The 13,092-nt window shown below is 54.8% G+C and carries 6 protein-coding genes; all 6 read left to right on the top strand.

Annotated features, from left to right (window positions below):
• The first annotated feature begins 404 nt into the window (after positions 1–404).
• The gene (locus tag G7G_RS0117275) at positions 405–5,210 is read left to right on the top strand and encodes a protein NO VEIN domain-containing protein (protein WP_476651089.1); all 4,806 of its coding nucleotides are present in this window, start codon (positions 405–407) and stop codon (positions 5,208–5,210) included.
• Between the two features lie 4 nt (positions 5,211–5,214).
• A complete protein-coding gene (locus tag G7G_RS23295; protein WP_202945042.1) occupies positions 5,215–6,498 on the top strand; it encodes a nuclease-related domain-containing DEAD/DEAH box helicase in 1,284 nt (427 codons plus the stop codon).
• The gene (locus tag G7G_RS24590) at positions 6,495–6,929 is read left to right on the top strand and encodes a DEAD/DEAH box helicase (RefSeq protein WP_202945041.1); all 435 of its coding nucleotides are present in this window, start codon (positions 6,495–6,497) and stop codon (positions 6,927–6,929) included. The genes G7G_RS23295 and G7G_RS24590 overlap by 4 nt, the downstream gene beginning before the upstream one ends.
• 97 nt (positions 6,930–7,026) lie before the next feature.
• Entirely contained in the window at positions 7,027–7,956 is a 930-nt protein-coding gene (locus G7G_RS0117265) for a 3'-5' exonuclease (protein ID WP_010442704.1), read from the top strand.
• Entirely contained in the window at positions 7,953–11,369 is a 3,417-nt protein-coding gene (locus G7G_RS0117260) for a TM0106 family RecB-like putative nuclease (RefSeq protein WP_010442703.1), read from the top strand. The genes G7G_RS0117265 and G7G_RS0117260 overlap by 4 nt, the downstream gene beginning before the upstream one ends.
• Positions 11,370–11,400: 31 nt before the next feature.
• Positions 11,401–12,990: a hypothetical protein gene (locus G7G_RS0117255; protein ID WP_010442702.1), complete on the top strand. Its 1,590-nt coding sequence runs from the start codon at positions 11,401–11,403 to the stop codon at positions 12,988–12,990.
• The last annotated feature ends 102 nt before the right edge of the window (positions 12,991–13,092 follow it).

Raw genomic sequence — 13,092 nt, 5'->3', positions numbered from 1 at the left:
ACCAGTCACCCAGAGCCAAGTCGAAAAGGAGACGCCTGTTTTCTTCCACTCTAATTTTTGTATAGCTCACAGACAACCGATACCTTTCGTTTCGATGGGTCCCAATGCGAAATTTCTCGCTTGGTTTCGAACTCTCACGAGGCATTCTACAAGTTTTGTTCGTCCAGCATCAATCTCACTCTAAACACTGGACCGTAAACATGACTGGCTATTTTAGGCTGACCAACGTTCCGGCAGCCTAGTAAGATCGTAGCAAATGCCCAGAGGCTCATTACTTGATGTAAATCATAGATTTGCCGTATTCATTGCAGAAAACACAGTTACGAAGACGGAAGGGTGCACAATCAAATCAGCACCGCTTTTTGAGTGGATCAACGACTTAGGCTGAAGAACGGAATCAAGCAGTGTCCAACCTTGTGAATAGGGTGCGAGAGCTATCTTACTCTGCACCACTGATTAGCAACATTCGGCAGATTCTGACGGGTCTACAGGGATTCGACTCCATGGCGCGCGAAATCATCCAGAATGCCGATGATGCGGGTGCAAAGAGCATTCGGTTCGACATCACTGACGAGGCGTTGGTCGTGTGGAACGACGCAGAGTTCCTCAGCTGTGGACTGAACTCGGATGAATGCCTTTGGACGACGAATGGAAGTCCGCAGCTTAGGAAGCGAAAGGCTTGTGACTTCCACGCGATCAGCAAGGTAGGAAGCGGAAACAAATACAACCAACCCGGATTGATCGGTAGGTTCGGTATCGGTTTTGTCTCGGTTTACCAATTGACGGATCAACCCATCATTCGTTCTGGGGACGTTGAACTAACGCTCGACCCTCTGTCTGAAAAGAACCAGATCCGAACGATCGACCCGGTCGATGGATCGGAGATTCAGATTACTTGGGCGCTGGATGATCGAAGCCCAATTCGGGAGGCTCTCAGCGCTTCGGCCTTTTCGTTAGAAAGCCTAAAGGCACTTAAAGACGATCTGGTGACCACCGCCGAGGATTGCCTTCTATTCCTTAAAAACTTGGGTTCGATAGAGGTCTTACTGAACGGAAAAAGAGTGAGTTTCGTTCAGAAGTCCGTCGAAGATGAAAACCACCTAGAACTTTTTTTCGAAAGAAAGAATAGACGCGAAAAGTGGTACGTCATTCATCTGGATGCCGAAGAGGCAGCGCGCCCGCTGAAAGAAAGATTCGTGGCGATAGAGAGGCTAGACCGACAGACGACCGCTCAAATCGCCTTTCGTCTCGACGATCAAGAGGAACGTACGGGACGACTTTTTGCGTACCTGCCCACCGAACAGGATTCGCCGGTACCCTGCCACATCAACGCTGACTTTTTTCCGGAGCAAACACGAAAAGCTCTCGTTCTCACGGGCGAGCAGCACGAACGATATTGGAACGAGATGCTTTTGGGGTATGCCGCCCAGGAGGTCGCTGGGCGTTTGGAAAGCTTGAAGGATGTTCTCGGTCCCAAGGGGCTTTGGAAGCTCTTAGACGAAGCGTACCAAAATCGAAACGATGACCACTTCGGGGTGTTCTGGGCGGAGATTTCTGAAGCAGCGGTCGACGCCAGTATTTATTTGACGAGTGCCGACGAATGGGTTGGCCGTTCCGATTGTAGGCTTTTGCCAGCGCAATTCGGGGCTGATCAAGAAAGGTCATTGGAAAAAATAGGAATACCGACAATCAACTCGTCTTTGCAGGCCTTCAAGTCTGTCATTCGAGCGGTGGGTGTGTCTGATTTGACTCTCAAGAGACTCGTAGACGCTCTGAAGTCCTGGGATCAGGCCGAATTTGACCCAGGTTCCGAACCGGATTGGTCCAGTCTGCATGATGCCGTTTCACCCATTTGGCGTATCTTGGAATATTTTTTGGAAAATACACTGTCGGAAAAACCGAGGCAGAACTTACGGGTGATTAGCGGGCCAGAGAGTGAACTGCGACGGCAAAAAGCAGACTTGTGTAAATTGCGGATTGCCCCAAGTTTCGATGGTCGATTGGCCAAGCTGTCCGAACTGAAAAGGCTGCCGGCCCAGGCGAAAGTACAAGATGTCCGCAATTTCTTTCCTGAGTTGCCGATGGCTTCGGAAGATTTCGTACAATTCCCACAGCTTTTCTCTCTCGCTCCTGAGTTCGTCTTCGAGGATGTCCTGGGTGAACTGGCAGAACGGGTACAAGATGAAGAGACTGCCGTTTCATTCTTGTCTCGCGATAAAAAACGGGTACGTGCGTTCTATGATTTTCTAGTCGAGTATCCCCGCGATGAGGACCATGATTACTCGTCAAATGTGGCTTCGACGCCGTTTCTGGCAGGTCATGGGCGTTTTTTGACGCCACGACTGGCCGTCTTACCCGGAGGGTTCGACGATCCGATTGGTCGCTTCGATACTTTGGATCTCGATTACTTCGGGGATAGGGCGCGAAAGTTCCTCAAAGAGGTCTTGGAAGTCGAAACGTTGACGCTCCAGGCCTACATCGAAGAGCATTTGGCAGACATTCTGGACGAAGACCTCTCGAATGAGCATTACGTCGCCCTGCTTGATGTACTCGTATCAAAGAAGGACTTGCTCGATAAAGAAGGCACGAGGGAGACCTTAGCTGCTCTGCATTTGGTAAAAACCAAGGATGGCCTCCTGAGAGCTGCCAGAGATTGCTACGCGAAGACCGACGCGCTCGCCGAAATCCTAGGAGACGATGATGCCTTGTGGGTCGACGAAAGCATCTTCGGCGAGTCGAGGAAGGAGCTCTATCTGGGCTTTTTTCGTTCTCTTGGCATGCGATCCAGGCCTTCGCTGACGCACGCCTTGGATAGGATCGAAGTGGTCGTGGAAGATCCGCCCTCAGACAAAACACGAGGCGCTATTTCCAAAATCTTTGGTTTCATACTCGAAGTCTATCAAGACGAGATTTTGGCTAAGAACGAAGAGCAGTTCGAGGACGAAATATCAAGAATGCGGCATACGGATTGGCTTCCCGCGGAGAAAGAAGGCAAGCTGGATACCGAGTATTGGTATTCCCCACATGAATTGTATCAGCCTTTCCGGGCGGGAGGGTTTTCATCACAGGTGGCAGTGCTGGGTGTAACTGGTATGGGGCGTCGGCTGAATAGGGAATTTCTGGAATTTCTTCAAATGCCGGCAGAACCGGACACGTCGATCATCGTCGACCATCTCGAAGACTGTATCGAACGTGGGCTGGAGCCGAGCAAGCACAGTTATCAGATCTTGAGTGAGCGTCTGAAGAAGGAAGGCGACCAGTTCTTCATCGAGCGATTGAAGAACGAGAGATGCATCTACGCCCCCAAGAGGAAGGAGTTCATCGGAACCGATCGTTTCTTTTGGAGCAAACCGCATCTGGCGCGGTACTGTTTCAAGGCACCAGAGTGGATGCATGAATACAAGGAGCTATTCGACTTTCTTGGTGTAACTGAAGAGCCCTCCACCGAAACATACGTGGACGTACTGATCGACATCGCCGACGAGTTTGGTGGCGACGCATCGCTTCTGCCCGGTGAGATCTCGCTGGTTCATGATGTTTGCACCAGAACCCTTTCGGAAAAGCTACGCGACAATCCTGCGGGCACATCTCTGCACCTGGAACGACTTCGGGAACATCCGTTTCTATTCACCCTCGCCGGAACACTCGCTTTCGTCGACGAAGTCGCCATACAGGATAGTGATTGGCTGGCAGAGCCATTCGGAGGAGATCTCGACGCACGTTTGGTGCGTTCGTCTGCTGAAACGGTAGAGCTCATCGATTGGTTCAAGATACGACCGCTATCTCTGGTGACGCGGCTGGAAATAGTTGATTTGGGAGACGTGATCGACGACGAAGATGCGACGCAGTTGGTGCGAGAACGAAGTGATCTACTTGGATGGCTATGTGTCGATCTACGCAGGGAAACACGGATCCATCTCGAAAAGACTCTTCGAAACATCGAACTGGTTCGGACGGATGCTCTGACCGCTCGTTCTATCTTCGATTTGGATGATGTTCCATTCGCGTCGCCGCCGCGAAATGACGAGGTGGTCTTCGATTCCAACGAGGCGAGGGTGTATGTACTTCTAGACTTGCCTGGCAACTACTGGATTCCGGCCTTTCGAGCGATATTCTCGACGCTACTGGCAGGGGAAAGCAAAGCGTCAATCGGCCAGTTTGCTCTGATTGCCAAGTTGGTTCTGAGTGCAAATTCTCGCGAAGATGCCGCGTACGAACTCAGGCAAGCCGGCTACGGCGCGCCAGAGACAGAAGAATTTCCAACCGAAGTGCTGCCTGAAGACGAAATCGGGGAGCTGGGTTTTGGAACGGGATCTGAACAAGATCCAGCCGATTGGGAAGTTGAAGACGACGAGGTGATCGACGATCCAGACATAGGCGCAGAGAAAGCCGCATCCGACGCGGATATCGCAGCGGAAGCCAAGAAGAAGACAACTGGTATTGAATCCTCAGGAACCCAAGAGCCGGGACACAAGCGAAGTGAAGGGTCGTCTGGATCTGCAACGAGCGAAACTCCAGGCTCAAGCTCTGGATCGTCATCCATAGACAAGGACCCCGCAAAAACGACTAGGAAGGCAAGAACCGAATGGATGAGGTCTTACGTCAAACCCGAGAAGGACGAGCTAGGAGAAGCCGGGAAAGGATCTGGACCTAGTCGTGAGCGGATTTCGGCAATCGACGAGGCGGCCATGAAAGCAGTGATGGATTACGAGCTAAACCGAGATTTTCTGCCCGAACGTCAGCCGCATTTCAATCCGGGCTACGATGTGATGTCCCGATCGAAAAATGCTGACGAGAAGCGTCTCATCGAAGTGAAAGGTTTGGACGGTGAATGGACCGACAGAGGGGTGAAGCTCTCAAGAACGCAGATTTCATTCGCCCAGGATCATCCAGATGAAGCTTGGCTCTACGTCGTCGAACACGCTTTGGAGCCAAAGAAGAGAAAGATCAATGCGATCAAAAATCCATTTTTCAAAGCAGATGAATTTTGGTTCGATCGGGTTTGGCGAGAGGTCGCGGAAGAAAAGGGAGGGGACTACAAAGCACAATTCGTAGCTGGCCGACGTATCCAAGTAGAAGGCTTTGGTATTGGAACAATCCTCGAAATCAAGAAAATCGGCGTCATGACCCAGCTCAAGATCGAATTCAAAGATTGGGGGACGAAATCAATAACCTTCAATGCGACCACTATGGAATTGCTGGAGGATTGATGCCGTGGTGAGACTTTATCCAGACTATCGAGGTAACTACGGGGAAGATATCCCTTCCGCCGAAATCAAGTTCTACGAAGCCTGCACCTCCCTCGAGGGCGAGTATCATGTGTTCCATTCAGTGGGGTGGATTTCGAGATCGGAGGGTGGTGCTCGAGACGGCGAAGCAGATTTTCTAGTTTGTCATCCCGATCGCGGGTTCTTGGTCGTGGAAGTCAAAGGGGGACGCATACGAGCGGACTACACAACAGGCGAGTGGTCATCAATCGATCGAAATGGTCGAGAGCACAAGATCAAGGATCCATTTCGCCAATCCATGACGGGAAAATTCAATGTCTTGTCCAAGCTAAGAGAACATCGGGACTGGGCGCGCTTAGGGCTCAAGAAAGTTTCGACGGGACACGCAGCCTTCTTTCCAGACGTGGATGATGGACGGGCTTTGAAGGGCCCCAATGCCCCAACGGAGATCATTGGAGACCGGTCAGATCTTGCCAATCTCGGTGCGTGGTTGGAGCAAGCTTTCAACTACTGGTCCAGCGATGACGCAAATTCCTGGACCAACCCGATGGGTGCTGGTGGTATTCAGCTGATGCAGCGGATATTTGCTCGCGTCGTACAAACTCGGCCGCTCTTGTCTGCTCAAATCGAGCTGGAAAAAAGCCAGCGACTGCGCCTGACCAATAGGCAGATTCAAACACTGGATCTGCTCTCCCGGCAAAGGCGAGTCGCGATCAGCGGCGGCGCAGGAACTGGGAAGACGGTTCTTGCAGTCGAGAAAGCGAAGCGGCTTGCAGACGAGGGCTTCAGAACGTTACTGACCTGCTACAACGTCCCATTGGCAAGCCATTTGGAGGACGTCTGTAGCGGCCAAGAAAACCTTGATGTCTTTGGTTTTCACAAGCTCTGCAAGCGTATCGTGGATGAAGCGTGTCGGGAGAGTGGTCGAGATCTGATCGCCGAGGCCAAGGCGTCCTTCCCTGGATTGGATCTTTGGGATCACTATTTTCCGATCGCACTAGCGTATGCGCTCGATATCGTCGATGTTCGCTACGACGCCATCGTCGTCGATGAAGGCCAAGATTTTGGAGAAGAGTATTGGCTTCCAATCGAAATGCTGCTGCGGGACGGCAATACCTCACCACTTTATGTTTTTCACGATGAGAATCAAGACGTTTACACGAGAGCGAGCACCTTTCCCGCCGACGCCTCGCCCATCACGCTGTCCTTCAATTGCCGGAATACAAAAAAATTCACGAAACGGCTTACCAGTATTACAAAGGTCCATTGATCGACCCGCCGGATTTGGATGGCGACAATATCGAGATCTTGGCGGCACCCGATTTGCCCAAGCAGGCGAAGAAGATCCAAGAATTTGTCTCGAAGCTTTTGACCGTCGAAAAGATCCCAAGTTCGTCAATCGTCGTTTTGATTGCGGATAGGATGAAGCGCAAAGACTACGAGAGCGCCTTACATCGCGTGTCCCTGCCATCAGGCCTCTGCTGGAAGGGCATCGAAAATGCAAGCAAACCAGGAGTTACCGTAGAAACGGTCGCCAGGTTCAAGGGTTTAGAAGGTGAGGTCCTTGTTTTGTGGGGGTTGGACGAACTACCAAGAAATGAACGCCGTGGCACGCTGTATGTCGGGATCTCGCGCGCCAAATCAATCTTGGCACTTTGTGGGCGGGACGCAATTTGTTCGGATGTGCTGGAAGGCGTTTGAGAGAAGCCTTTGCTGGCGAATTGAAAGGGAAAGCGTCGGTTGTGAGATGGCGAGCAGCTGATCAATCCTTGGTGAAAACACTTATAGAGGTGGCGCGATGAACGATCACAGTCTCTTTGCGATCCGCACTGATCAGGTCATTCAGACCGCAGCGCACACCCACGTGGACGACTGGCGCCTCCTTCGTCGGTTGGCCCTTCCACGCCGCCTGAACAATCCTCGCGGGGGTGCCGTTAAGCATGCCCTCGTTCTAGATGTCGAGACCACCGGCCTTTCGCTCGAGGGCGACGAGGTCATCCAGCTCGCCATGCTTCCGTTCACCTACGAGCTCGACACTGGTCGTGTCCTTGAGATCGCCCACGGCCGGGCCTTCGATGGACTGCGTGAGCCTAGTGTTCCGATCTCGGACGAAGCCAGTCTGGTCACCGGTCTGACTGCTGAAACGGTTGCGGGACGGGCGATCGACGGGTCCGTTGTCGAGGCGCTGGTGGCAGATGCCGACCTAATCATCGCGCACAACGCCAACTTCGATCGGGTGATGGTCGAGAAACACTGGCCCTGCTTTGCCGGGAAGCCTTGGGGCTGCACACTCACGAGTGTCGATTGGCTGCGCGAGGGTTTCTCTGCTGGTAAGCTCGATTATCTTGGAATGCAGTTTGGCTGGTTCTACGAAGGTCATCGGGCATTGGCCGACTGTGAAGCTTGCCTTGCGCTGCTTGCACAGAAGCTCCCTCAATCAAACCAGCGGATCATGTCAGCCGTGCGCGATGCGGCTCTGCGCGAAGAATACCTTATTAGAGCGGTTGATGCTCCCTACGATGAACGCCTGAAGCTGAAGGAGCGCGGTTATCGCTGGCGGCCGGCAGAACTTCCACTCGGTAGGGTCTGGTGGACGATCACATCTGACCCCAAGGCGGAGATCGATTGGCTCCGGGCCGAAATCTACGGTCGTGACGCCAATGTGCCAACGCATAAGGTCACAGCGCTAAACCGCTTCTCGGAGCGTCTCTGGGAGGCGCAGCAATGAAAAAGCACATCGATAAGATCGTCCTGAGCGCATCCGACCTCGTCGGCCATCTGAACTGCGCCCATCTGACGGAGCTGGATCTTCAGGTCGCCGAAGGGGCGCTTGCGAAACCGAAGCACTGGGACCCGCTTCTCGAGATCTTGCGCGAGCGGGGCGACCAGCATGAAAAGGCGTTCATCGAGCATCTTGAGGCTCAGGGACTGACATCTGTTCGGATCGACGGGGGCGACATCACCCCAGCGGCCGTTAACGAGACCCGCGCTGCGATGGCGTCCGGCGTTCAGATTATCGTCCAGGCGGCGCTTGCACATCAAAGGTGGGTCGGGCGGGCCGACATCCTGCGGCGGGTCGAGAAACCCAGCAGTCTCGGATCATGGTCCTACGAGATCATCGACACGAAACTTGCCCGCGAGACCAAGGCTGGCTCGGTGCTTCAGCTTTGTCTCTACGCCGACCTGTTGGAACAGGTGCAGGGGATCGCGCCTGAATATGTGTACGTCGTGGCGCCTTGGTCCGACTTCGAACCGCAAGAGTTTCGATATGCGGACTACGCCGCGTATTTCCGGAAGGCTAAGGCCGCCGCTGAAGCGGCGACTTCCGACGGATCGCTCGGAGGTCAGTATCCTGAGCCAAAGGAACACTGCGACATCTGCAGATGGCGGACCCAGTGTGACGCACGGCGCCGCGCAGATGACCATCTCTGCCTGGTCGCCGGGATCAGCAAGAACCAGACTGCCGAGCTTCAGGACAACGGGATCACGACCGCGGCAGCGCTCGCGGAAATGCCGACGCCCATGCCCTGGAAGCCGAAGAAGGGGTCGCCGCTCTCCTACGAGAAGGCCCGTGAGCAGGCCCGCATTCAGATGGAGTCCCGCGAGGCCGGAGAGGTCCGGTACGAGCTCCTGCCGATCGTCGAAGATATCGGCTTGTGCTTGCTGCCTGAACCGTCTGACGGAGACATCTTCTTCGACATCGAAAGCGATGCGTTTGTTGGTGAGCACGGCCTTGAGTATCTCTTCGGTTACATCTATCGCGATGAAAATGGCGCCTGGGCCGATACGGCAGATTGGGCGTTCGACCGGGAAGGCGAGAAGGCCATCTTCGAGTGCTTCGTGGACTTCGTGAATGCGCGCAGGGAACAGTATCCGGATCTTCACATCTACCACTACGCACCTTACGAGCCCGGGGCGCTGAAACGGCTTATGGGCCGGTATGCGACCCGCGAAGATGAGATCGACGATTTCCTGCGCAGCAATCTGCTGGTCGATCTCTACAGCGCAGTGCGCAATGGACTGCGCGCCGGCGTCGAAAGCTACTCGATCAAGAAGTTGGAGCCGATCTACGGCTTTGAGCGGGACATCAGTCTGCCAGATGCCAACGTCGCGCTTGCGCGTCTGCAAGCCGGACTCGAGCTAGGCGATATCGATGCCATCGACGGCGAGGTGCGCGCGACCGTGCGGTCTTACAATTACGAGGATTGCACTTCGACCATTGCTCTGCGCGAATGGCTTGAACGTCGCCGGCAGGAGCTTGTCGATGCCGGCACGCTTGTTCCGCGTCCCTTGCCGTCCGATCAGGAGCCAAGCGAGGCGCTGACAGAACGTCAGGAAGCAGTGCAGGCTCTGATCGAGCGCCTCACGGCCGACCTGCCCGCGGATATCGAAGAGCGGAGCGAAGAACAGCACGCCCGTTGGATCCTCGCGAATATCCTCGACTGGCATCGCCGTGAGGACAAGGCAGCCTGGTGGGAATACTTCCGGCTTTCCGCGCTCACGCCAGAAGAACTCATCGACGAGCGCGCCGCGTTGTCACAGCTCGTGTTTGCTGGCGACGTGTCGCCACCGGGCGCTCGGACGCCCGTGCACCGTTATGCATTCCCGCAGCAGGACACGGATCTTCGTGGCGACGAAGCATTGCGGATGAATGGCGGCGACAAAATCGGCAGCGTGATCGCGGTTTCTGCGGATGATCGGACAGTCGACATCAAGAAGATGGGGAAGACGGCCGACATCCATCCCGAGGGCGTCTTCGCGCATCAGATGTTCAATACGAAGGAACAGGCCGACAGCCTGATGCGGCTTGGGGAGTATGTCGCTGATAATGGCATCGAAGGAGAAGGGCCATATCAGAGCGCCCGGGCACTCTTGCTGCGTCTCCAACCGCAACTTGGCGATGGACCGATCCGACAGCCGGGAGAAACGACCCTGGACGCTTCGCTTCGCGTAGCTCGCGAGCTTGGTGAAGGCGTTTTCCCGATTCAGGGCCCTCCGGGAACTGGTAAGTCGTACACGGGCGCGCGCATGATCTGCGAACTCGTCAAGCGTGGAAAGAAGGTCGGGATCACGGCCAACAGTCACAAGGTGATCCGCAACCTGCTCGACAAGGTCGTCGAAGCCGTCCCGGAGATGAAGGTCGATCTCTGCTGTGTTCAGAAACCGAAGTCCGGCGAGATGGAACCTGATCAGGACCGGTTGAAGTTCGTGACCGACAATGCCGGTGTTTATGCCGCGCTGGGCTCAGGATCAGCGCAGGTTGCCGGTGCGACGCACTTTCTTTGGTCTCGCGCTGACGCACATGAGTTGCTCGATGTGCTCGTGATCGACGAAGCCGCGCAGATGTCGCTAGCGAACGTCCTGGCAGTTGCTCAGAGCGCGAAGGCCCTGATCTTGCTTGGGGATCCGCAACAGCTGGACCAGCCCACGCAGGGCACGCATCCGGACGGGACGGGGGTTTCCGCGCTCGAGCATATTCTTGGAGACTCGCATACGATCGCTGAAGATCAAGGCCTCTTCCTCGAGAAAACCTGGCGCCTGCATCCCGATATCTGCCAGTTCAATTCTGATCTTTTCTATGACGACAAGCTGCACTCTGTAGAAGGATGCGAGCTGCAGGAAATCCGCGGTGCAGGGTCCCTGACCGGAGCAGGTCTTCGGAATTTGCCCGTCGACCACTCGGGCAACCAGAGCTCGTCGATCGAGGAGGCCGATGCCGTTGCCGGACTTGTTGAAGAGGTCTTGTCAGGTCAACCGACATGGGTTGATCGGGAGGGTCAGGAGAAGCCTCTAACGCTCGAGGACATCCTGATCATCGCACCCTACAATGCACAGGTCTTTGAAATTCAACAGCGGTTGCCGGGTGCTCGCGTCGGGACTGTCGACAAATTCCAGGGCCAGGAGGCGCCTATAGCGATTTACTCGATGGCGACATCGAGCCATGCAGACGCGCCACGGGGCATGGAGTTCCTGTACAGTGCGAACCGCTTCAACGTCGCAATCTCGAGGGCCAAGTGCGTTGCGGTCTTGGTCGCGTCGCCAAAGGTTTTCGAGGCGGAGTGTCGGACTCCGCGGCAGATGCAGTTGGCAAATGCTTTCTGTGGATATCTAGAATTGGCTAACCCTCTAAAATCAATATGATTTACTGTGACAGGATTGAAACGGGATTTGAATGGACGAAGTAGTGAGCGAAGAGGCAAAAACCGCCTTTCCAGAGTGGACCGAGTACCGGAAGAAAAACGGTCTCGATCCTCTCGGAATGCAGAATAGCAGCGTCAATCTTTACCAAACATTCCTGCCCGGCATCTCAAACGTGACCCTGCGAATGCGCTACTATGGGCTCTATGCTTGGCTCGCTCATCGCTATGCAAAGCAGGTTGGGGATACAGATCCAAACAATTGGAAGCGGTATGTCCGTCGCGCCGAGGCTCTATACGCGCTAGTGGCCAGCCACCATGGCGGCGAGTCCGGCGTCGCGGGAACCGACTGGGCAGCCAAATCGCTTGAAAATCAAATTGGCGAAACCATCGAATTCGCTATGGCGGCCGAACCAGGCAGCGAGAACTACTATCTCAAGCAGGCTTGGGGTGCCTTTGGTGCTGCCTATCGCAGCCAGTTGTTCGAGATCGGGGTCTTCGATCGGTCAGATGAGCACGACATTCCCCTCCCGAGCAAACCGCTTGGAGAGGGACTGGCACAGGCTTTCGAGGATACACTCGGCTCTACGGCGGATGCGTACTTTTCAGTTATTGAGCAGGGCGAAGTTTCGCGAGAAGAGCTCGATAAACTGGCACCCCTTTTGCCGTCGCGGATCACCTCAGGAAGCACTGAGCAAGACCTCTACGAAGACATTCTCTTGACCCGCTCAAATGCGCCAACCGCGGGCGCCTTGTCGCGAAAATTGAGCATCCAGTTGATCTTGAAGGTTGCGGATTTGTTGGGGAAGGAGCCCCGTGCGGAAGAGATCCGCTGGGTCCTCTATGCTGGACAAGATCAAGCTGGCAATGCTCTCGACCTCGACGATCCGGCATTGGAGGCACAGCGTGCGCGTTGGTGGGTGTACCAAGCTAACGATCTTTGTCACATCGCCAACGAAACCCTGTTGAAGTTCACTCTCGACGTGCTGGGAGAGCACCCAGTCGGGCTCAGTATGGCGCGCCTGATCGGCCTTTGTGCTGATGCGATAATCGCTGAGTTGGAAGTCGAGCCGTCGAGCTGGAGAGCTTTCACCGCCGTCACCGAGCCTGCGCAGAATGCATTCGATGAAGACGATCCTGACTCCGAGATATCTTTGGCCAACGAGATCATCCGAGCGGGTCGTGACGATGCTCGTGTCTGCGAACCGAGCGTGGCTGCGAAGGCCGTGCGTTTGCTATCGATCTTGCATCGCCTGATTGAGGCGACTGGTGCAGACCTGAAGGAGCCGCTTGGCGGCTTCAACCCCGATGCATTTCGATCTCTATTGAGCGAAACGCGCTTTCTCGATCGCCATCTAGACGCGCCCTTCCGAACAACGATTGAGCGGGTGCTCGAAGAGCGGGTGATCCGGCGCCATTTGTGGGTGGCGCTGCGCAAACTGCGTCACCAGGGTGACTACACGTTTCTCATTGAAACTGACGACGGCAAACTCCGCCTCAGGGAAAAAGACGGACCCGTTTTTACCAACCCTCGATTGGGGCCTGCTATCACGTTCCTTAAAGACGTGGGTCTGCTCACCGTTGAAGGCCTCACCTCCAAAGGCCAGGAGGCTGCGCAGACATGAGGCTTTACGAGCGTTTTGCCGACAAGGGATATCACAGCAGCATCGCTACGACTTTCGGCATCGATTTCGATGCGTATGAGAATATCGTTCTACCGCGTGTCC

The organism is Ruegeria conchae, assembly GCF_000192475.1.
Taxonomy (GTDB): domain Bacteria; phylum Pseudomonadota; class Alphaproteobacteria; order Rhodobacterales; family Rhodobacteraceae; genus Ruegeria; species Ruegeria conchae.
Note: the sequence above shows the minus strand (reverse complement) of the source record. Positions and strands in the feature narration are given on the sequence as shown.

Coding starts and splice junctions, on each gene's coding strand:
- G7G_RS0117255 (WP_010442702.1), top strand. CDS start 11,401: ATGGACGAAGTAGTGAGCGAAGAGGCAAAAACCGCCTTTCCAGAGTGG.
- G7G_RS0117260 (WP_010442703.1), top strand. CDS start 7,953: ATGAAAAAGCACATCGATAAGATCGTCCTGAGCGCATCCGACCTCGTC.
- G7G_RS0117265 (WP_010442704.1), top strand. CDS start 7,027: ATGAACGATCACAGTCTCTTTGCGATCCGCACTGATCAGGTCATTCAG.